The organism is Streptomyces sp. GMY02 (assembly GCF_019056675.1).
GTDB classification, from domain to species: domain Bacteria; phylum Actinomycetota; class Actinomycetes; order Streptomycetales; family Streptomycetaceae; genus Streptomyces; species Streptomyces odonnellii.
The window spans coordinates 5,371,124-5,392,722 of sequence record NZ_CP077658.1 but is presented as its reverse complement, the minus strand read 5'-3'; the positions used below and the strand labels follow the sequence as shown (position 1 = coordinate 5,392,722).

Annotated in this window: 16 protein-coding genes; 1 reads left to right on the top strand and 15 read right to left on the bottom strand. The window is 71.3% G+C overall.

Annotated features, from left to right (window positions below):
• Nucleotides 1–6 precede the first annotated feature (6 nt).
• The 12 genes from mycP to KQY30_RS22755 form a co-directional block, all read right to left on the bottom strand.
• A complete protein-coding gene (gene mycP / locus KQY30_RS22810; protein WP_217308425.1) occupies nucleotides 7–1,428 on the bottom strand; it encodes a type VII secretion-associated serine protease mycosin in 1,422 nt (473 codons plus the stop codon).
• Nucleotides 1,429–1,470: 42 nt separating this feature from the next.
• Complete coding sequence (locus KQY30_RS22805) at nucleotides 1,471–2,943, bottom strand: hypothetical protein (protein ID WP_217308424.1); 1,473 nt, start codon at nucleotides 2,941–2,943, stop codon at nucleotides 1,471–1,473.
• A 64-nt stretch (nucleotides 2,944–3,007) separates the two neighbouring features.
• Entirely contained in the window at nucleotides 3,008–3,529 is a 522-nt protein-coding gene (locus tag KQY30_RS22800) for a hypothetical protein (RefSeq protein ID WP_217308423.1), read from the bottom strand.
• A gap of 142 nt (nucleotides 3,530–3,671) precedes the next feature.
• A complete protein-coding gene (locus tag KQY30_RS22795) occupies nucleotides 3,672–5,981 on the bottom strand; it encodes a xanthine dehydrogenase family protein molybdopterin-binding subunit (protein WP_217308422.1) in 2,310 nt (769 codons plus the stop codon).
• Nucleotides 5,978–7,285: a 2Fe-2S iron-sulfur cluster-binding protein gene (locus tag KQY30_RS22790; RefSeq protein ID WP_254407661.1), complete on the bottom strand. Its 1,308-nt coding sequence runs from the start codon at nucleotides 7,283–7,285 to the stop codon at nucleotides 5,978–5,980. Before KQY30_RS22790 ends, KQY30_RS22795 begins: the two co-directional genes overlap by 4 nt.
• A 68-nt stretch (nucleotides 7,286–7,353) precedes the next feature.
• Nucleotides 7,354–8,250: a xanthine dehydrogenase family protein subunit M gene (locus KQY30_RS22785; protein ID WP_046502952.1), complete on the bottom strand. Its 897-nt coding sequence runs from the start codon at nucleotides 8,248–8,250 to the stop codon at nucleotides 7,354–7,356.
• Nucleotides 8,251–8,550: 300 nt separating this feature from the next.
• Nucleotides 8,551–10,260 (bottom strand): beta-N-acetylhexosaminidase, encoded by a 1,710-nt coding sequence (locus KQY30_RS22780; protein WP_254407284.1) that lies wholly within the window; start codon nucleotides 10,258–10,260, stop codon nucleotides 8,551–8,553.
• A 3-nt stretch (nucleotides 10,261–10,263) separates the two neighbouring features.
• Nucleotides 10,264–11,097 carry a carbohydrate ABC transporter permease gene (locus KQY30_RS22775; protein WP_217311259.1) on the bottom strand — a complete coding sequence of 278 codons (834 nt, stop codon included), beginning with the start codon at nucleotides 11,095–11,097 and terminating at the stop codon, nucleotides 10,264–10,266.
• 2 nt (nucleotides 11,098–11,099) lie between these two features.
• Entirely contained in the window at nucleotides 11,100–12,125 is a 1,026-nt protein-coding gene (locus KQY30_RS22770) for a carbohydrate ABC transporter permease (RefSeq protein WP_217308420.1), read from the bottom strand.
• A 5-nt stretch (nucleotides 12,126–12,130) separates the two neighbouring features.
• Nucleotides 12,131–13,447 carry an extracellular solute-binding protein gene (locus KQY30_RS22765; RefSeq protein ID WP_217308419.1) on the bottom strand — a complete coding sequence of 439 codons (1,317 nt, stop codon included), beginning with the start codon at nucleotides 13,445–13,447 and terminating at the stop codon, nucleotides 12,131–12,133.
• Nucleotides 13,448–13,672: 225 nt separating this feature from the next.
• Nucleotides 13,673–13,975 carry a DUF3039 domain-containing protein gene (locus tag KQY30_RS22760; RefSeq protein WP_217308418.1) on the bottom strand — a complete coding sequence of 101 codons (303 nt, stop codon included), beginning with the start codon at nucleotides 13,973–13,975 and terminating at the stop codon, nucleotides 13,673–13,675.
• Between the two features lie 143 nt (nucleotides 13,976–14,118).
• Nucleotides 14,119–14,679, bottom strand: a complete 561-nt coding sequence (locus KQY30_RS22755) for a YqgE/AlgH family protein (protein WP_046504972.1) — start codon at nucleotides 14,677–14,679, stop codon at nucleotides 14,119–14,121.
• A 263-nt stretch (nucleotides 14,680–14,942) separates the two neighbouring features.
• Here KQY30_RS22755 and murA point away from each other — a divergent pair, with 263 nt between their 5' ends.
• The gene (murA, locus tag KQY30_RS22750; protein WP_217308417.1) at nucleotides 14,943–16,283 is read left to right on the top strand and encodes a UDP-N-acetylglucosamine 1-carboxyvinyltransferase; all 1,341 of its coding nucleotides are present in this window, start codon (nucleotides 14,943–14,945) and stop codon (nucleotides 16,281–16,283) included.
• A gap of 146 nt (nucleotides 16,284–16,429) precedes the next feature.
• On the opposite strand, the gene KQY30_RS22745 is transcribed toward murA, so the two are convergent.
• The 3 genes from KQY30_RS22745 to KQY30_RS22735 all read right to left on the bottom strand — a co-directional run bounded on the left by KQY30_RS22745 (nucleotide 16,430) and on the right by KQY30_RS22735 (nucleotide 21,595).
• Nucleotides 16,430–16,711 carry an HU family DNA-binding protein gene (locus KQY30_RS22745; RefSeq protein ID WP_103834809.1) on the bottom strand — a complete coding sequence of 94 codons (282 nt, stop codon included), beginning with the start codon at nucleotides 16,709–16,711 and terminating at the stop codon, nucleotides 16,430–16,432.
• A gap of 523 nt (nucleotides 16,712–17,234) precedes the next feature.
• Nucleotides 17,235–18,680 (bottom strand): NAD-dependent malic enzyme, encoded by a 1,446-nt coding sequence (locus KQY30_RS22740; RefSeq protein WP_217308416.1) that lies wholly within the window; start codon nucleotides 18,678–18,680, stop codon nucleotides 17,235–17,237.
• A 392-nt stretch (nucleotides 18,681–19,072) separates the two neighbouring features.
• Nucleotides 19,073–21,595 (bottom strand): UvrD-helicase domain-containing protein, encoded by a 2,523-nt coding sequence (locus KQY30_RS22735; RefSeq protein ID WP_254407283.1) that lies wholly within the window; start codon nucleotides 21,593–21,595, stop codon nucleotides 19,073–19,075.
• Between the last annotated feature and the right edge of the window lie 4 nt (nucleotides 21,596–21,599).

The following is a 21,599-nucleotide window of genomic DNA, read 5'->3' as shown; positions in this document are numbered from 1 at the left end:
CGCGGGTCATCTCGGCTGTCCGGGCCCCACCGGCCCGGGCGGCGGCTGCTGCGGGTACTGCTGCTGGTACGGCGGGTACTGGGGCGGCTGCGCGGGCTGCTGCTGTGTGGGCTGCGCCGGCGGGTACGAGGGCTGCTGGTACGGCTGCTGATGCGGGGCGAATCCGGGGGCCGGGGCGGGGGGCTGCTGCGGAGGTGCGGCCGCGCGGCGGCGGGAGCGTACGAGAGGTACGGCGACGGCGGCGCCGATGAGCACGGCCGCGCCGATGCCCAGTCCGATCCAGAGGCCGGTGTTGCCGCCGTCACCACCGCCGCCGTCGTCGGAGGAGGCAGCCGGGGCGGGGGCGGGCTGCTGAGCCTCGTCACCCCCGTCACCCTTGCTGTCCGCGTCCTTCGAAGCCTCGGCGGACGGCGACGCGGAAGCGGCTGCCGCGAGATCCGGCAACGGGTACTCGTCGGCGGGGCCGGGGTCGCCGGGGTCGGTGAGGGCTATGCGGGGGCGGACCATCCCGTACCCGACGGAATCGTTCCGCTCGGCACCGTCGGTCGGGCCGCCTGCCGTGTTGAGCATGACCCGCAGCACCTGGTTGTTCGTCCAGTCCGGGTATTTGGACCAGATGAGGGCGGCGGAGGCGGAGGCCAAGGCGGTGGCGTCACTGGTGCCGCTGGTGTTGCAAAGGCCGGTCTCACCGGCGCAGGCGGTGATGATGTCGGTGCCTGGCGCGACCAGATCCACTTCGGGGCCGCGCTGCGATTCGCGGGTGGCTTTGGCATCCTTGCCGACCGCGCCGATACCCACAACGCCCGGTGTCGCGGCGGGAAATTCGACGTCAAGGCCGAGATTTCCACTGTTGCCCGCGGCAGCGAAGATGAGTTTCCCCTTGCCGAGCGCGTACTTCACCGCATCGCGGGTGGCAGCACCGTCGTACGGACTACCGAGCGAGATATTGACGACCTTCGCCGCTGAATCAGCCGCGTACCGAATGGCCTCGGCTTGTTTCTCGTCCCCCGGCCTACCAGCGCTGAGGTCCATTCTGATGGGAAGGATCTTCGCCCCGGGAGCGAGACCGAAAGCCCCGTCGCCGCCATGACTCTTGCCCGTCGCCGCGATCAGCGCCGCCATGCCCGTACCGTGATTGCCGAAGTCATCGCGCTCGTCACCGGGCTTCACCGAGAAGTCCTTGCCGGGCAGCACCTGGCCTTCGAGGTCGGGCTCCGGATCCACGCCCGAGTCGATGACCGCGACCGTCACCCCCTCACCCGTGCTGGTACGCCACATCTCCTCGGCCTTCATGACGTCGAGATGCCACTGTCTCGACCTGACCGTCTCGGCGTGGGCGGGGGTGGCCGCCACGCCCGCCAGCAGCAGCCCCAGGGAGCCGGATATGAGCACGTTCCACCGGGTGGCTCGGGTGCTGCTGGCGCGCATGTACGGTCCTTCTCACCGGATTCGGGCAGGGGCGTGGACGGTTCAGTCGATGACCGGCGGCACGATACGGCGACCGCCCTGCTGCCAGGTCTCTTCGTCTTCTGTCAGGTAGTCGGGACGCTGTCCGTCCTCGTCCTCGGGGCGTCGGCCGGGGCGCGGAGAACCGTGCGGCGTCACACCTGGACGTCCCGTCTGTCCCGGGCGGTTGGCGCCGTCCGTACCGGCGCCACGGACCAGGCCGGAACCGCCGGGGGTGAACGGACGCGCACCGGTCGTCCCGGCCTGCTGCGGCCGGCCGGCCACCATGCCGCCGGTCTCGCCCGCCAGACGGCGCCCGCCGGCCGTACCGCCGGAAGCGCCCGCGCCACCGCCCGTCACGCCACCGCCGGTCGCACCGCCCATCGGCGGACGGCCGTGCATCGCCTCGCCGCCCACGACCGTGCCGCGCGGGATCCCTCCCGAGGGACGGCCCGAAGCCTGCGGCGGTACGGGACGGCCGCCGACGATGCCGGTGTCCCGCGGCATCCGCGCGCCCGGGGAACTGGCGAGTGGCGACTGCCCGGAGAGCGAGGGCGGACGGACACCGCCGACCCGGCCTCCACCGGGTGGCGAGCCGGGGTTGCCGCCGAACGCGGGCGGAATCAGCCCGACCGGGGGCATCCCGCCGTCGGGACGGGCCACCGGAGGAACCACGTTCGGTGTCCCGGTCGGTGGAACCTGGGTCGGGGGCAGCGTGGCCACGCTGTCGATCTCCATGGCCACAGGACGTTCCACAGCGGGCGACGTCGTCTGGACCTGCGTGGGAAGCCCCGTAACCGGCGGCACGTTCCGGGTGTCCGCCGAGGTCTGCGAGGCCGCCCGGTATCCGTCCGAACTGCCCCCGCCACCGACCGAGGAGCCGCTGGACCAGGCGACGTTCTCATTGAAGTCGTCGCGCCCTCCGGCGGGCACGAACGCCTGCGGCGGCGGCGGAAACACCGGCGGGTCCTGCGCCCCGATCACCGACGACGACAGCGAGTACGACTGCGCCAGCTTGGTCATCTGCTGGACGGCTTCCGCGTGGTCCTCGTTGAGCTTGGCCCGCGCCTGCGACGCGATCATCTGCGAATCGGGGTCGTTGTGGAACTCCCTGGCCGCTTCGAGGTTCCCCTGCGCCGAGGCGTCCACCGGCGGCAACGCCGCCTTGACCTCCCTGAGCGTCTGGGCCGCGTCACCCATCCACACGGCGCCGACGTCGGTGTAGTCCGCCAGCAGCAGCGTGGCCTTCCAGGTCTGGTCGCCCCATGCCTCGAACGCCTCGCCCGCCTCACCCCGCCAGTCCACCGAGGTGATGTACGTCTTGAGGTCCTGGCCGATGGTGTCTATGGCCTGAGCCGCCTCGGCCAGCAACTCGGCGTGGCTCTTGAGCGTGTCAGGGTTCGCGGCCTCGATCATGTTCCGCAGTTCCTGATGCGTGTGCGCCTCGAAGTCGGTGGTCGCCGCGTACCATCCGCCGCCCCCGCCGTTGTCAAGCATGGCTTCGGCCCCTCATATCCCCGTACCCCCGTTTTCCCAAGTCCCCGTGCCGACCCGGCCGGCCTCAGAATGCGCTGCCCGCGTCCGTACCGCTCTCCTCGGCGGGCGCCCCGCCCGCCGCACGCTCCTGCTCCCTGCGCCGTTCCTCCTGGCGGCGGTCGTACTCCTCCTGCGCGCTCTGGCTGATGCGCTGCATACGCCGCCTGATGTCGTCGTCGATGTTCTCGTACCCCCTGCGGGAGCCGTCGACGGCGATGCCCAGGGCCTCGATCTGGCCCGCCAGTCCCTGGGACAGGTTCTGGAGTTCAGTGTGAACCTTCCTGTACACCACGTACAGTTCGTCGGCCTCGCTGAATCCCGTACCGAGGTCGCCCCGGGCGACCTGGCCGCCCTCCATCTGCGTCGGCGCCGCGCGTGACTCGTCGAGCTTGGTCAGCAGCCCGTCCACCCGGTTCTTGAACTTGATCAGCTCCGAGGCGTCGACGTTCAGGTCCGCGGACCCGCCTCCGCCGCCGCCTCCGCTCGCCGGACCGTTCGTGGGCAGCGCCTGATACACCGGCCGCCCCGTCCCGTCGTCCTCCGCCATCGACGTCTCCCCCGTTGATCCGTCTACCCGTTACCCCGTTCACCACAGGTACGGAGATCACTGTAGCGAGAGCCCACGACAGTACGCATCCCGGGCTTGCAGGTGCAACGCGTATTACCTCACCGCGAGTTGAGGACCGCCGTTACGCGTTGGGGACCGCCACCGCCGCCTGCGGCCGGATCGGAAGGCGGCTGATGGGGCGGCCCGTCGCCGCGCGCACCGCCGAGGCGACCGCCGCCGGGGAGGTCACGACCGGTGCGGCGCTGGCGGGCTTGGCGCCGAAGGGGGCGACCACATCGCGTTCTTCCACAAGTTTCACGATGCGAATGTCCGGTGCGTCCAGGGAGGTCGGAAGGGCGTAGCCGGTGAGGTCGGGGCGGCGGACCAGGCCCTTGTTGGTACGGAGGTTCTCGGTCAGGGCCGTGCCGATGCCCTGGGTGACGCCCGCCTCGATACGGGTCGCGAGCTGCGCCGGGTTGAGGATCCGGCCGACGTCCTGCGCCACCGCCATCTCGACCACCCGGATCGAGCCCAGCTCGATGTCGACGTCCACGACCGCGCGGATCGCGCAGAAGGCGAGACCCACGAAGGCGTCGCCCTGGCCCGACGCGTCCAGCGGCTCGGTGGGGTGGGGGCGGCACTGCGCCGTCGCCCACAGCTCCTTGCCGTCCATCGCCTCGGTCACGGTGGTGGACAGCACACCGTCGTACGAGGTGATCTTGCCGTCGGTGATCTGGAGCAGTTCGGTGGACATCCCGAACTTGTGGGCCAGCGGCTGGAGAAGCTGCGTACGGACCATCTTCGCGGCCCGCTCGACCGCGCCGCCCGAGACCCAGGTGTGCCGGCCGTGCGCGGCGGGGCCCGCCGGGGGCTGGTCGGTGTCGACCGAGGCGACATGGACCTCTTCGATACCGAGCGTCTCCTGCACGATCTGGCGGGCCAGGGTGGTGAATCCCTGGCCGGTCTCGACGGCCGCGCAGATCACCGTGGCCACACCGTCCTGGACCTTGACGGTGGCCGTGGAGACCTCGTCCGCTCCCTCGGCGCCGAGCATATGGACCATGCCCAGGGCGTAGCCCACCCCGCGCCGTACCGCTCCCGGTTCGCCCGCGCCCTCCGGTCCTCCGGGCAGCAGCCAGGCCGCCTCCGGGGTGTCCTTGGGGAGCGCGGGCAGCGGGAAGTCCCGTACGGCGCCGAGCAGTTCGGCGACCGGGGCCGGGCAGGTCACGGTCTGTCCGGTGGGCAGGATGTCGCCGGTGGCGAGGATGTTGCGGACGCGCACCTCGGCCGGTTCCAGGCCGAGTTTGGCGGCCAGCTTGTCCATCTGGCCCTCGTACGCGGCGCAGACCTGCATGGCGCCCTCGCCGCGGACATGGCCGGACGGCGGGTTGTTGGTGCGTACGGCCCAGCCCTCGATGAAGGCGTGCGGGACGACGTACGGGCCGCACGCGAAGGCGACGGCCGCCGCGAGGGACTCGGACGAGGCGTCCGCGTACGCGCCCGCGTCGAGCAGGATCTGCGCCTCGACCTTGACCAGCCGGCCCTCGGTGTCCGCGTGGTGGCGGTAGCGCAGCAGAGTGGGGTGGCGGTGGGCGTGGCCGAGGAAGGACTCCTCGCGGGTCGCGGCCAGTTTGACCGGGCAGCCGGTGCGCAGCGCGAGCAGGCCGAGCGGGATCTGGAAGCCGGGGTCCTCGCGGTCGCCGGTGGCGCCGGGCACTCCGGTGACGACGACCTTCACGCGCTCCGGGTCCAGGCCGAAGCAGGCGGCGGCCAGATCGCGGTCGGTGTGCGGGTCGGTGGAGGCGGTGTAGATCTCGACGCCGCCGTCGGGTCTCGGTACGGCGAGGCCCGCCTCGGCGCCGATGGGCGCCGGGTCCTGGCGGCCGATGCGGTAGAGCCCCTCGACGACCACCTCGCCGGTGATCTCCGGGTCGCCGTAGCTGAGCGGGATGTGGCGGATCAGATTGCCGTCGGGGTGCAGCGGCTCGGCGGCGAAGGCCTTCTCGGGGTCCGTGACCGGTTCGAGCACCTCGTACTCGACGGCGATGGCGGCCGCGGCGAGCCGGGCCGTGTCGGGGTGGTCGGCGGCGACCGCGGCGATCGCCTCGCCGTGGTGGCGTACGACGTCCGAGGCGAACACGGGCCGGTCGACGACCCTGCGCCCGTACGCGGAGTCGCCGGGGACGTCCTCGTGCGTGATGACGGCCCGTACGCCCGGCATCTCGGCCGCGGCGGCGGTGTCGACCGAGACGATGCGCGCGTGCGGGTGCGGGGAGCGCAGGATCGCCGCCCACAGCAGGCCCTCGGCCCACAGGTCGGCGGCGTACGGGAAGGTGCCCTCGGTCTTCGCGCGCGCGTCGGCCGGGGCGAGGGATGCTCCGAGGCCGTGCGCGGGGGGCTCCTGCTGAGGAGCGTCGAGCGCCGGGGTCCCGGTGGCCGCGTCGTTGCTCACGCCATGCCTCCGTCGGGCGAGTGCGGGGGCTGGGCGCTGCCGGCCCCTGGGGGTGCCTGGTGCGGGATGCGGGCTTCCTCGGAGGCCACGGCGGCGGCCTCCGCGCTCGCGGTACGTTCGGCGACGACTTCGTTCACCGCGTCGAGCACGCCGCGGTAGCCGGAGCAGCGGCAGAGGTTGCCGCAGAGCGCCTGACGGGTCTCCAGCTCGCTGGGGGCGTGGTTGCCCTCCAGGAGGTCGTGGACGGTCATGGCCATGCCGGGGATGCAGAAACCGCACTGCACCGCGCCGCACTTGGCCAGGGCCCGCTGGACGTCGGAGGGTTCGCCGTCGACTGCGAGGCCCTCGACCGTTCGGACCTCGGAACCGGCCGCGGTGGCGGCGGGTACGAGGCAGGAGGCGACGAGCCGTCCGTCGACCTGGACGTTGCACGCGCCGCACTCGCCCTGGGAGCAGCCGTCCTTGGCGCCCGCGAGGCCGAGGCGCTCGCGCAGCACGTACAGCAGCGACTCGCCGATCCAGGCGTCGGTGACGGGGCGGTCGGCGCCGTTGACGCGCAGGACATAGGCGCCGGAGGGGTGTTCGGCGCTGTCGCTGCTGCTGGTGAGCGGCTCGGGCTCCGGAGCGGTCCCGGCCTCCGGTCCGGGCACGGGAGTGCCGTGGTCGTGTACGGGCGGCTCGGCGGCTTCCGGTACGGGCTGCTCGGGTACGGCGGCGGGCTCGGGCTCCGTGTCCGGGAGCGGCGCGCCGGGCGCGTCGGCGGGGTCGTGGAGTCCGTGGCCGCCGTTCCGAGTGGCGTCGGCCTGCTCGGCCCAGGGGGCCGCCGCGCCGCCCGGCAGGGTCGCCGGAGGGCTGGCGCCACCCCACTGGGAGGCGAGCATCGATGTACTGAACTCGCCCGATTCGTCCGCTAGATCACCCTTGGCGACCGGAATCGTCCACTGCCCGGTCAGCTCCGAGGGACCGGGAGCCTCGCCGCCACCGGTCTCGCCGGCACCGGCTCCGCTCTCGCCGAAGCTCCACTGCCCGGTCAGCCCGGTCGATCCGGCCGATCCCTCGCCGTACCCTCCCTGGCCGTACGCGCCCGGGTACTGCCCCGAGCCGTCCGTCCCCGGGTCCGGCCACCGCATGGCGCCCTCCGCGCCCTCCACGGGCGGCAGGGGCGCGATGTGCGGCGGTACGTAACCGTGCCCGGGCGCGGCCAGCGGCGCGTCCTGCCCGTCCTCGGGCGGAAGCTGCACGAACGCCGTGGACTCGCCGTCGTACTCGCCCCCCTGCGGCACCGGCTGCCAGCCGCCCTGCACCCGCGGAACCCCCGTACCGGTGCCCGAAGCCGAACCGGAACCGGAGTGCCCGGAGTTCTCGTTGGTGGTCACGACAGCGCCCTCCCCAGTGCTCGTCGGGCCAGCGCGGCGACCGTACGCCGCAGATGCTGTACGGCGGGCGACACCGGCGGGGCCTCTCCCCCGTCGGCCGGCGGCGCCGGGTCCGGGATGCACGCGGCGGCGACGTACTCGCCGAAGGCGGCGAGCGCCTCCTGCGCGAGCCCCCGCGCGCCGTCCCAGTCGATCAGCGAGCCGATCCAGCGCTCGGCCTCCAGGGGCCGCAGCGGCATCGGCGCGATCGCGCCGACCGCGCAGCGCACGCCGCGCCGCGCCGGGTCGAGTACGACGGTGACGGACGCGGTGGCCCGGCCCGGGCCGGTGCGTCCGGTCGCCTTGAGGAAGACCTGGGGCGCGTGCAGCAGGGGCACCCGTACGAAACCGATCAGCTCGGCGGGCTCCAGCATCTCCCGGCCCGCGAGCAGATGGGAGATGGGGATCTCACGGCGCGCGCCGCCGGGGCCCGCGACCACGAGGTCGGCCTCCAGGGCGGCCAGCACCGGCAGCGAGTCCCCGGTCGGGGCCGCGGTGGCGATGTTGCCGCCGAGCGTGCCCGCGTTGCGGATCTGCGGCGGTCCCGCCGCGCGCGCGGACGCGGCGAGCGCGGGGATGAGTGCCGCGAAGTCGGGCCTGCCCATGCGCGCGTGGGTGAGACCCGCGCCGAGCAGGGCGTGCCCGTCCTGGTAGTGCCAGCCGCGCAGCTCGCTGATCCGGCCCAGGCCGACGAGTCCCGCGGGCCGGAGCTGGCCCTTGTTGACGGCCGCCATCAGATCGGTGCCGCCCGCGACGGGCACGGCGGCGGGCATCTCCGTGAGCGCCGCCACGGCCTCGTCGAGCGTGGCCGGCAGCGTCACGGACTGCGCGGTCTGCGGTGCGTGCGTGGTCAACCCGGCTGCCCCTTTCCGGTGTCCCGGTGTCCCGCCTGTGTTGCCGTACCGTACGTGCTCACAGGCCGGACGTGGCAACTCTGGCACATCTTCCGGGCCCGCCGACGCGAGGGTCCACGAAGGGCGGATCCGTCCCCCACCAGGGGGAAGGTCCCGTTTCACACCTCTTCGCCAGCACATACGGAATGCCACTCTTCGGCGTTCCTTGTACGACTTATCCCCACGGATGACACCGTTGCCGGGGACGGGGCCGGGGGCGCGGTTCCGGGGCACCGGGCCCCCGTGGACCCGCGCGTACGCTCACACGTTTGGCGGCGACCCCTCGATCGGGCGTCCGGGCACGCCCGGGCGGCGCTGCCACGGAAGGGGGCCGCCGGGCGGGCGGTAGGCGACACCGAGTGCGTCGAGGCGCAGGTAGTGCTCGGCCATCCGCCGTTCGAAATCGGCGAAATCCCGCTCGGCGGGGGCGGGCAGGGACGACCAGGCGACCTCGGCGAAGGCGGCGAGCCGGGGGAAGACCTGGTAGTCGACGCGGGCGGCGTCCTGCATCACCTCGGTCCAGACATTGGCCTGGGTGCCGAGGACATGGGCGGCCTCCTCCTCGGTGAGCTGGGCCGGTACGGGCTCGAACCGGTAGACGTCCTCCAGGGTGCGGACATAGCCGATGGGCATCGGCTCGTCCTCGCCCGCCGCCTGACGGTGGTCCAGATACACATGCTGTTCAGGACACATGACGACGTCGTGACCGGCCCGAGCGGCGGCGATCCCGCCCGCGTACCCCCGCCACGACGACACCGCGGCCCCGGCCGTCAGGCCCGATTCCATCGTCCCGCCTTCGAGGATCTCGTCCCAGCCGATCAGACGGCGGCCCCGGGCGGTGAGCCAGCGGTCGAAGTGGCGGATGAACCAGGACTGGAGCTGGTCCTCGTCCGTCAGGCCCAGATCCCGCATCCGGGCCTGCGCGGCCGGCGACTGCCTCCACTGGTCCTTGAGGCACTCGTCGCCGCCGATATGGATGAACGGCGAGGTGGCCGCGGGGAAGAGGCCGAGGAGTTCCTCGAAGACCCCCTCGTAGAAGCGGAGGGTGTTGTCAGTGGGGGCGAGTACGTTTGCGGTAATGCCCCAGGTGTCCCAGACGGAGAGGGAGGTCGTGTCGATGACGTCGGTGTTGCCGAGTTCCGGATACGCGGCGATGGCCGCCTGCGAATGGCCCGGGATATCGATCTCGGGCACCACGCCGATATGCCGCTCGGCGGCGTAGGCGACGATCTCGCGGATGTCGTCCTGGGTGTAGTAGCCGCCGTGCGGCTTCTCGTCCCACAACTCCGAGGCGCGGTGCCCCCATTTGGTGCGTGAGCGCCAGGCGCCGGCCTCGGTGAGCCGGGGATGGCGCTTGATCTCGACGCGCCAGCCCTGGTCGTCGGTGAGATGGAAGTGGAAGACATTCAGCTTGTGGGCGGCGAGCAGATCGAGATAGCGCAGGACGCCGTCCTTGGGCATGAAGTGCCGTGACACGTCGAGCATCAGGCCCCGCCAGGTGAAGCGCGGCGCGTCCTCGATGACGCCGAGGGGCACGGTCCACTCGCGCCCGGGGGCGACGGGCGCGGCGCGGTACGCGTCGGGGCCGAGGAGCTGACGGAGCGTCTGCGCGCCCCAGAAGACCCCGGCCGGGCCGCCGCCGTCGATACGGACGGTCCGCGCGTCGACGGCGATCCGGTAGGCCTCGGGGCCCGCCTCCGGGACGGTACCGGGGTCGATGGCGAGGACGATCCGGCTGCCGGAGCCGGAGGTGCCGGACGCGCTGTCGGCGAGCGGCAGTCCGGTGGCGGCGCCGACGGCCGTACGGAGCCAGCGGGCCACGCCCTCCGTGCCGGGGCCCGCCTCGACGACCGTTTCGCCGTCGAGCCGGCAGGACCCGGCTCCTGACGGTACGGGACCGGTGCGTACGGGGCGTGGGATCAGGTGCGGGGTCGGATCCATCTCGTGCGCCCTCATCTCGTATGTCCTCATTCCTCAGTCCTTGACCGCGCCGCCGAGTCCGGAGACCAGGCGCCGCTGTACGAGTACGAAGAAAACCAGCACCGGAATGGTCATGACGGTGGACGCGGCCATGATGCCGCCCCAGTCGTTCTCGTCCGGTTTGAAGAAGACCAGCAGGGCCATGGGAAGCGTCGACTGGGAGGTGTCGCTGATGATGAAGGACTTGGCGAAAAGGAAGTCGTTCCAGGTCGAGATGAAGGAAAAAACACTCGTCGCGACAAGCCCGGGCAGGACCAGCGGGAAAAGGATCTGCCACAGGAACCGGGTGCGGCTCGCGCCGTCGATGTACGCGGCCTCCTCCAGCGCCTCGGGGACCGCCCGTACGAATCCCCGCAGCATCCAGACCGCGAACGGCAGCGAGAAGGCGAGATGCGGAAGCACGAGCGAGCCGAGCGTATTGAGCAGCCCGGCATCCCTCATCAGGAAGAACAGCGGGATGGTCAGCGCCTCCACCGGCACCATCTGCGCGATCAGGAACATGATCAGCAGGGTCGTACGGAATCGGAACCGGAAGCGGGTGACCGCCGTGGCCGCCAGAAACGCGATCAGCGCGGAGGCGATCACGACCGTGCCCGCGACCATCAGGCTGTTGAGGAAGTACCGCCCGAATTCCTGCTGTTCGAAGACCCGGCGGAAGGAGTCGAGGGAGGGGGAGAGGGTCCAGGGACGGGCCTCGGTGGACTGGATCTCGCCCGCGGGTTTGAGCGCGGAGAGGACCATCCAGTACAGCGGAAAGGCCACGATCACCGCGATGACGAGGGCGGATGCCTCGGCCACCAGCCGCCAGGGACGGCGTATACCGAGCAGGTTCACAGGTCTTCTCCCCGGCGTCGGACCAGTCGCAGATAGACGAGAGTGACCGCCAGCAGAATCACCAGCATGACCACGCCGATCGCCGAGCCGAGGCTGTACTGCGAGGAGGCGAAGGCCTTCTGATAGGCGTACACATTGAGCACGAGATTCTGGCCGGCGATTCCGCCGCCGTTGGTCATCACATAGATCTGGGTGAAGACCTTGAAGTCCCAGATGATCGACTGAATGGTGACGACCACCAGGATCGGCCGCAGTATCGGCGCGGTGACGGACCGCCAGATCCGCCACTGCGACGCGCCGTCCAGGGCGGCCGCCTCCAGTACCTCGCCGGGCACCGCCCTGATGCCCGCGTACACCGTCACCATCACGAACGGGAAGGAGCACCACACCACTTCGAGCAGCACCAGGGTGAAGGCGCTGTAACGCCCGTACGTCCAGGAGAAGTCACCGAGCCCCAGCAGCCGGTTGACCGGACCGTAGTCGGGGTCGAAGAGGAACACCCAGACCGTGGATCCGGTGATCGCCGGGGTGGCCCAGGCGCCGAGGGCGGCCAGCATCAGCGCGAGCCGGGGCACGGCCCGGACACGCGTCAGCAGGACGGCCAGCGCGCAGCCGACCGCGAGGGTGGTGACGACGCACGCGGCGGCGAACACCACCGTCGCGAGCAGCACCTGCCAGAACTGGGGGTCGCCGAAGAGCGCGGTGTAGTTGCCGAAGCCCTGGAAGGTGGTGGGCTCACCCCCGCTGACCTGCGCCTGGGTGTACTCCAGAAAGGAGATCAGACCGAGCTGGTAGATCGGGTAGACGAGCAGCCCGCCGAGGACGGCAAGCGCGGGCGCGAGATACAGCCAGGGCGTCCAGCCGCCCTCCCCGGCCCGCCGGGGCCCCCGCCGGCGGGCGCCCGCGGGGGCGGAACCGGCGGCGGGAAGTGGCGTGTTCTCGCCCCTGCCGCCGCCCCCGGACCCGGCCCCGCCGCCGGCCCCGGCCGTGTCCGCGGCGAGGCCCTGCGTACGGTTCGTCATCGCGCTCAGCCCGCGGCCGTGAACGCCGCGTCCATCTTCCGCGCCGCCTCGTCCGACGCCGTGGCGACGTCCTTACGGCCGCTGACGATCTCCTGGAACATCGTCGGCAGGACGAGCGAGGCGTCGATCTGCGCCCAGCCCGGCGACGCGGGAACGAACTTGGCGCCCGCGGCCAGGGTCTCCACGAACGGCTCGACGAACGGCTCCTTCTTCGCCGCGTCCGCCAGCACGTCCTTGTACGTCGGCAGGAACCCCATCGCGTCGAACAGCTTCGCCTGGGTCTCCTTGCCCGTGAACGACTTCATCAGGTCCACCGCGAGCGTGCGGTGCGCGGTGCTCTTGAGGACCCCGATGTTGTTGCCGCCCGCGAACGCCGGAGCGATCGAGCCCGCCGTGACACCGGGCAGCGGTACGACCGCGTACGTGCCCTTCACCGAGCCCTCCTCGACGGCGGAGTGACTGAAGTCACCTCCGATCGCCATCGCTGCCTTGCCCGAGGCGAAGGCGGTCACCGTCGCGTTGCCGCCCATCGAGGCGCACTTGGCCGCCGGACAGTTGTCGTCGCCGAACAGGGAGGTGTACGCCTCGATGCCCTTGCGGGCGGCCGGGCTGTTGACGGCGGCCTTGTACGTACCGCCGCTCTGCTCGGCGAGTTCGCCGCCGTTCGCCCAGAGGAACGGCATCGCGCCATAGGTGTACGCGCCGCCGACCGCGAGCCCGTACAGCTCCGGCTTGGCCTTGTGGATCTTCTTGGCCGTGGAGATCAGTTCCGCCTGGGACTTGGGAACCGCGATCCCCAACTCCTTGAACACATCGGTGCGGTAGTACAGCGCGCGCACGCCCACGAACAGCGGCGCGCCATAGACCTTGCCGTCCACGGTGACGGACTGCCGGGCCGTCGGGTCGGTGTCCTTGGCCTCGTCCCAGGCGTTGAACTCCGTGGTGATGTCGGCCAGTCCGCCGTCCTTCACATAGCCGGCCGTGTCGGTGTTGCCGTACTCGATCAGATCCGGGGCGCTCTTCGGGTCGTTGAAGGCGGCCTTGACGCGCTGGGCACGGGTCTCGACCGGGATGTACTCGATCTCGACCTTGGCGTCCTTGTGCTCCTTGGTGAAGGCGGCGACGGCCGCGTCGACCACCTGCTCCTTGGGCTTGTTGCTGACCTCCTGGAAGAGCCAGACGCGCAGGGTGCCGCTCTTCTCGTCCTTCGTCGCGCCGGTGCCGGACGTTCCCGGGGCGCAGGCGGTGGCGGTGAGGCCGACGAGCGCGAGTGCCGCGATCGGGGCCACGGTACGGGCGGCTATACGGGCAGAAAGCTTCATCCGGCATCCCTACGGGTCGGCGTTGCAGCATCCGCAACGTACGTTTCGTGCTGCACAACTCGCAGGAGACTAAACACCGCTGGAACACGCCGACAAGTGGTCTCAACCATTTCGTTGCAGCGGACACGACAGCGAAACAGGGCGGCGGCCGCCCGAAACGCGCACGGCCCCCGGGACGCACATGCGTGCGTCCCGGGGGCCGTGCCGACGGAGAAGGACCAGCCGCTACTTCCTGCTGCCCTTGTCCTTACCGCCCTTGCCCTTGTCCTTGTCCCCGCCGGGGCCCATGGACTCGTAGATCTCCTTGCACATCGGACAGACCGGGTACTTCTTGGGGTCGCGCCCCGGTACCCAGACCTTTCCGCACAGTGCCACCACGGGAGTGCCGTCGAGGGCACTCGCCATGATCTTGTCCTTCTGGACGTAGTGGGCGAAGCGCTCGTGGTCGCCGTCGCCGTGCGACACCTGTGGTGTCGGCTCCACGAGGGTGCCCGTACCTGCCCCGCGCTCGGGCTCAAGAGTGCTCATGGGAGCCAAGGGTACCCACGCCGGGCCCCTTCCGGAGGCTCCGGGTCCGTGCACTCCGCATCCGGTCGCTCACACATCGCGCCGACACGCCGGACACACCTCGCGAAACGGACCGCGGAAGCCCTGCGTCGCGAGCCGGAAGGTCAGTTGAGCGAGGGATCGTCCGGGTATGTCGCGACCATGGCCAGCTCGCTGCGCTGCCGTCGCAGCACCGCGCGCCAGAGCCGCTCGGGCCGCGGCGACGACACATCGCCCGGCTCCGACTCGACGACGTACCAGGCCCCTTCGCGCAGTTCGGCCTCCAACTGGCCCGGCCCCCAGCCCGCGTAGCCGGCGAAGATCCGCAGCGAGCCGAGCGCCCGCGCCAGCAGTTCGGGCGGCGTCTCCAGATCGACCAGGCCGATCGCCCCGTACACCCTGCGCCAGCCCAGCGGCCCCTCGTCGCCCGGTATCACGGCGAGTCCGAGCGCCGAGTCGAGCGAGACGGGGCCGCCCTGGAATACCACCCCGGGCTCCCCCGCCAGATCCCCCCAGGACTCCAGGATGTCCCCGACATCCACCGGCGTCGGTCTGTTGAGGACCACGCCGAGGGAGCCCTCGTCGTCGTGATCGAGCAGCAGGACCACCGCGCGGTCGAAATTCGGGTCGGCGAGGGCGGGTGTCGCGACGAGCAGCCGCCCTGTGAGCGAGGACACCTCGGTCATGCGCAACATGATCCCGCATCTTCGCGTTCCGCGGGGCGTGCGCTGCGCAGTGCGCGTGCGCGCAGCTCAGGGCGCACCGCGGCAGGGGGAGCGCACACCCCCGAAAACCATGTCACGTAACCCTCCGCGACGACCCGAAAACAGCCTGTGACCTGCCGTGTTCTTTTACGGTCCATGGCCTTCCCGGGCCTTACGGCACAGGGGTCCCGGCCCCTTACCCTTTTCCTTGGCCACCTGCCCGCCCACTCCGGAACGCGAGATTCATGACCGGCACAGACGATGTAATGCTTGTCCACGGTGGAACCCCGCTGGAGGGCGAGATCCGCGTCAGAGGCGCGAAGAACCTGGTGCCGAAGGCCATGGTGGCCGCGCTCCTCGGCAGTGGCCCGAGCCGGTTGCGCAATGTGCCGGACATCCGTGACGTACGGGTCGTACGGGGGCTGCTCCAGCTCCATGGAGTGACCGTGCGCCCCGGTGACGAGCCGGGCGAGCTGGTCCTCGACCCGACGCATGTCGAGAGCGCCAATGTCGCCGACATCGATGCCCACGCGGGCTCCTCGCGCATTCCGATCCTCTTCTGCGGCCCGCTGCTGCACCGGCTCGGCCACGCCTTCATCCCGGGTCTCGGCGGCTGTGACATCGGCGGCCGGCCGATCGACTTCCACTTCGACGTGCTGCGCCGGTTCGGCGCGACGATCGAGAAACGCGCGGACGGGCAGTATCTGGAGGCCCCGCAGCGGCTGCGCGGCACCAAGATCCGGCTGCCGTACCCGTCGGTCGGCTCGACCGAGCAGGTGCTGCTGACGGCCGTGCTCGCCGAGGGTGTCACCGAGCTGTCGAACGCCGCGGTGGAACCGGAGATCGAGGACCTGATCTGCGTGCTCCAGAAGATGGGCGCGATCATCTCGATGGACACCGACCGAACGATCCGGATCACCGGTGTCGACCGGCTCGACGGCTATACGCACCGGGCGATCCCGGACCGTCTCGAAGCCGCCTCCTGGGCGTCCGCCGCGCTGGCCACCGAGGGCAACATCTTCGTACGCGGCGCCCAGCAGCGGTCGATGATGACCTTCCTCAACACCTATCGCAAGGTCGGCGGCGCTTTCGAGATCGACGACGAGGGCATCCGCTTCTGGCACCCGGGCGGCTCGCTCAACGCGATCGCGCTGGAGACGGATGTGCATCCCGGCTTCCAGACCGACTGGCAGCAGCCGCTGGTGGTGGCCCTGACGCAGGCGTCCGGCCTCTCCATCGTGCACGAGACGGTGTACGAGTCGAGGCTCGGCTTCACCTCCGCGCTCAACCAGATGGGCGCGCACATCCAGCTCTACCGGGAGTGCCTGGGCGGCTCGGACTGCCGCTTCGGCCAGCGCAACTTCCTGCACTCGGCGGTCGTCTCGGGCCCCACCCGGCTCCAGGGCGCCGACCTGGTCATTCCCGACCTGCGCGGCGGCTTCTCGTATCTGATCGCGGCGCTGGCGGCCCAGGGCACCTCCAAGGTGCACGGCATCGACCTGATCAACCGCGGCTACGAGAACTTCATGGAGAAGCTCGTCGAGCTGGGCGCGAAGGTCGAGCTGCCGGGCGGCGCGCTCGTCTGACCTGCTCCGTTACCCCCAGGGGCCCGCTCAGCGTACCCAGAGGGCCCTTCACTGCCCCGTACACACAGGGGCGGCCACCCGGTCCGGGTGGCCGCCCCTGCGCGTTGTCTGCCGATGTCCAGGGCGTACTGCTCGCCCTTGGCGTCCTACTTGCCCTTGGCGGCTTCCTTGAGCTTGGAGCCCGCGGAGACCTTCACGCTGTAGCCGGCCGGGATCTGGATCGGGTCGCCGGTCTGCGGGTTACGAGCGGTCCGAGCGGCACGGTGGGTGCGCTCGAAGGTCAGAAAGCCGGGGATGGTGACCTTCTCGTCGCCCTTGGCGACGACTTCACCGATGGTCTCGGCGAGAGCGGCCAGCACAGCGTCGGCGTCCTTGCGGGTCACCTCGGCGCGGTCGGCCAGGGCGGCCACCAGCTCACTGCGGTTCATGTTGTTACTCCCGTGTTCTTCTTGCCTGTGAGGCGTGAGATCGAAGCCGATGCTGCCAGGGCCCTCGGACAGTCCCCGGACCCGGGTCTGCTGACAGACCCTCGCGCCCGAATACGCATCCTGCCCCCACCAGCGGCGGGAAAGCCAATCCGGCACCCTCCGGAGTCACACGAAAAGCGCCACTGCCTCGTCGTCGTGACGTTCCGTGGACCCTGTGGAGACTCCTTGGAGCCTGGAGCCCTGAACCCCCCGAAGGCCCTGAAACCTCCCTGGAGCGGCGGGGCTCATGGTCCGCCACCCTAGAGGGGCCCCGAGGGCCCGGCGAATCGCGACGCGCCGGGCACGGGACAGACGTGGGGCGTGCCACAAGCGTGCGGCACCTGGGGCAGGACCGCAGGTCGGCAGGGTGTCGCCGGGTGACGACCGGGTGTCCCCGAGACCCGTCGAAGGTGCGACCGGAGGGTTGTCGGAGGCTTGCCGGACTGGAGGAGGCTTCGCAGAGGCTTGCCGGGCGGTTGTCGGGTCAGACAGCCGTGGGGGCCGGCACCGCGCCCGCGGCGGCCCTGGCCGCGTCGCGCACCGCTCCCGCGACCGCTCCGGCGACCTTGTCGTTGAAGACCGACGGCACGATGTAGTTGGGGTTCAGCTCGTCCTCGGTCACCACATCGGCCAGCGCGGTCGCCGCGGCCAGCATCATCTCCGTGTTGACCGTGCGCGACTGGGCGTCCAGCAGGCCGCGGAAGACACCGGGGAAGACCAGCACGTTGTTGATCTGGTTGGGGAAGTCCGAGCGGCCGGTGGCCACCACGGCCGCCGTCTCGCGCGCGATCGCCGGGTCGACCTCGGGGTCCGGGTTGGCCAGCGCGAAGACGATCGCGCCGTCGGCCATGGCCGCGACATCGTCGCCGTCCAGCACGTTCGGGGCCGAGACCCCGATGAAGACGTCCGCGCCGGCCACGGCCTCCTTGAGGGTGCCGGTGACGCCCTCGGGGTTGGTGTTGTCGGCGATCCAGCGCAGCGCGGTGCCGCCGGACTGGCCGGCGCCCGTGCCGACGAGGTCCTCGCGGCCCGCGTGCACCACCCCGTGGATGTCCGCGACCACCGCGTGCTTGACGCCCGCCGCGATCAGCAGCTTGAGGATGGCCGTACCGGCGGCGCCCGCGCCGGACATCACCACCCGTACGTCCTCGATGGACTTGCCCACCACCCGCAGCGCGTTGGTGAGGGCCGCGAGCACCACGATCGCGGTGCCGTGCTGGTCGTCGTGGAAGACCGGGATGTCCAGGGCCTCGCGCAGCCGTGCCTCGATCTCGAAGCAGCGGGGCGCGGAGATGTCCTCCAGATTGATGCCCGCGAAGCCGGGGGCGATCGCCTTGACGATCTCGACGATCGCGTCCGTGTCCTGGGTGTCCAGGCAGAGGGGCCAGGCGTCGATGCCCGCGAAGCGTTTGAAGAGGGCCGCCTTGCCCTCCATGACCGGCAGCGCGGCCTTGGGGCCGATGTTGCCGAGGCCGAGCACGGCCGAGCCGTCGGTCACGACGGCCACCGAGTTGCGCTTGATGGTCAGCCTGCGGGCGTCCTCGGGGTTCTCCGCGATCGCCATGCAGACCCTCGCCACACCCGGGGTGTAGACCATCGAGAGATCATCTCGGTTGCGGATGGGGTGCTTCGACTGCATCTCGATCTTGCCGCCGAGGTGCATCAGGAACGTACGGTCGGAGACCTTGCCGAGGACGACGCCCTCGATCCCGCGGAGCTGTCCGACGATCTGGTCCGCGTGCGCCGTGGAGGTGGCGGCGATCGTGACGTCGATCCGCAGCTTCTCATGGCCCGAGGCGGTCACGTCGAGGCCGGTCACGGAGCCACCGGAGGACTCCACGGCTGTGGTGAGCTGGGAGACCGCGGTACCGCTCGCGGGCACCTCCAGCCTGACCGTCATCGAGTACGAGACGCTGGGCGCCGTTGCCATGACCGAGTTCCTCTGCTTTCCCTAGCCGCTGTGCCACCCCGCCCGACCCATGTCCCGGCGGCGCCTACCGATGGTCGCACCTACCAGTGGGTAGCAGGTAAAGACCGACACCTCCGGAATGTGTTTTCCGGGATGCGGGAGACCCTAACAGCGGCCTGTCCAAGGAAAGCAGGCCCCCACCAATGGCTGGTGAAGGCCCGCTGACAGAAAGGTGGCACCGGCCCGCCATGCTCGCCTCGCGGCAAGTGGTCGCTCGAAGCGACGAAGGTTGGGCCCGGGGGCTTGGATCGAACCGGTGCCGTACCCAGGCTAACAAACCACCCCGGTAAGTGATTCCCTCATCGCGAGTTGACTGTGAATCAGTACCGGAGCCGGCCGGGGCCCGACGCGCGTCAGTCCCGCAGCAGGTCAGGCACTCCCGCCGCGTCCGGCTCGTCGCGGGACATCGAGACCACCGTGAGCCGCTGCGTCGCCCGGGTGAGTGCCACGTACAGCACCCGCAGTCCGGCGGGCGACTCGTCCGCGATCTCGGCGGGCGAGACCACGACCGTCGCGTCGTACTCCAGGCCCTTGGCCTCCAGGCTGCCCAGCGCCACCGCCCGCCCGCCGAGCCCGGCCAGCCAGCGGGCCGCCTGCTCGCGCCGGTTCATGGCGACGACCACGCCGACCGTGCCGTCGACGGTGTCCAGCAGCCGCCGTGCCTCCGCCCGTACGGCGGCCGCGAGGTCGCCGTCGCGTACGACCGTGAAGCAGGGGCGTACGCCGGTGGAGCGCACCGCCCTCGGGGAGCGCATGCCGGGCATGGCCAGGGCCAGGACCTTGGCCGCGAGCGCCGCGATCTCGGCCGGGTTGCGGTAGTTCACGGTCAGGGTGAAGCGGCGGCGCGGACGGGTGCCGAGCGCCTCGTCACGGGCCTCGGCCGCCTCGTCCGCGTCCGGCCAGGACGACTGGGCCGGGTCGCCGACGACCGTCCAGGTGGCGTGCCGGCCGCGGCGGCCGACCATCCGCCACTGCATGGGGGTCAGGTCCTGCGCCTCGTCGACGATGACATGCGCGTACTCGGTACGTTCCGCCGCCAGCCGCTCGGCCCGCTCCCGCTGCGACTCCTCGCGCTGCGGCATCAGCTCCTCCAGACCGGTGAGCTGGTCCAGCGGGTCGAGTTCGCGGCGCTTCCTGGGGCGCGGCGGCGAGCCGAGCAGCGTCTCCAGCTCGTCCAGCAGCGCCACGTCGTGCACCGACAGCGGCCCCCTGCCGTCCTCGCCCAGCCGCTTCAGCGAGCGCGCCAGCCGGCGGACCTCGCCCGGGTTGAGGATCCGGCGGGCCCAGCGGCCGAGCCGGCGCTCGTCGGCCATCGCGGTGAGCACCGCGCGCGGGGTCAGCTCGGGCCACCAGCCGTTCAGGAACTCGATGAAACTGTCCTCCGAGGTGACGTCCTCGTCGAAGGATCCGCGCAGTTCGGCGGCGAGCTCGGGGTCGGTGTGGCGGCCCGCGGAGCCGGACTTCGTCCAGAGGGCGTCGAGCAGCAGCCTGCGGGCGCGCGGGCGCAGCAGATTGACCGGGGCGGTCCCGCCGAGCACGGACTCGCGGATACGGCGCAGCTCGTCGGCTTCGAGCTCCAGCCGCCGCCCGAAGGCGACGACGCGCAGCCGGGTGGGCGCGGGGGCCGGGGCAGCGGCACGGACGTCGTCACCGGACTCGCCGTATCCGCCGGCGCCACCGGCCTGACCTGCCTCGCCCACCTCACCTGCCTCGCTTGCTTCACCTGCTTCACCGAAGGCGGGCTGCCCGGCCCGGGTCGCGGCCGAAGGCACCGCCGGAGCCGCCGTGGCACCCTCCAGCGCTCCCCTGGCCGCCTTGCGCAGCACCTTCAGCATCCGCGCCGAGCCCTTGACCCGGGCCACGGCCGGTTCGTCGTACGCCGTGGCCTCCGCGCCGTCCACCAGCGACCCGACGGCGCGGATCGCCACCTGCCCCTCCTCGCCCAGCGAGGGCAGCACGCCCTCCGTGTACGCGACGAGCAGTGGCGTCGGCGAGACGACCAGGATGCCGCCCGCGTACCGCCGCCGGTCCTGGTACAGCAGATACGCGGCCCGGTGCAGCGCCACCGCGGTCTTGCCGGTCCCCGGCCCGCCCGACACCTCGGTCACCGAGGCGGCCGGGGCCCGGATCACAAGGTCCTGCTCCGCCTGGATCGACGACACGATGTCGCGCATGGTGTGGCTGCGCGCCTGCCCGAGCGCGGCCATCAGCGCACCGTCCCCGATCACCGGCAGCGCCGCGCCGTCCAGCGACGCGGTCAGCTCCGGGCGCATCAGATCGTCCTCGACCCCGAGGACCCTGCGGCCCTTGGAGCGGATGACCCGGCGCCGTACCACCCGGCCCGGATCGACCGGGGTCGAGCGGTAGAAGGGAGCGGCGGCCGGTGCGCGCCAGTCGATCACCAGCGGCGCGTAGTCGGAGTCCAGGACCCCGATCCGGCCGATGTGCAGGGTCTCGGCGATATCGGCCGTACGGTCCGACCTGATGGCGTCGTCGGCGGGCTCGACCGAGGTGTACGCGCCGTCAGGACCCTTCTGCCCGTCCTTGCCGGGCAGCAGGTCGATCCGCCCGAAGAGGAAGTCCTCGAACTCGTTGTTGAGCCGGTTGAGGTGGATCCCGGCCCGGAAGACCTGGGCGTCCCGCTCGGCGAGCGCCCCCGGCGTACCGACCTGTCCCCGTTTGGCGGCGTCGTCCATCAGGAACTCCGCCTCGTGGATCTTCTCCTCCAGGCGGCGGTACACCTGGTCGAGATGGCGCTGCTCACCGTCGATCTCGCGCGCGCGTACGGAGTCCTGCCCCGTGTCGCGTACGGGATCGACGGCCGGTCCAGCGGATTGAACAGCGGCATCCTGCGCGGCCACCGGGGCCCCCTTCATGACG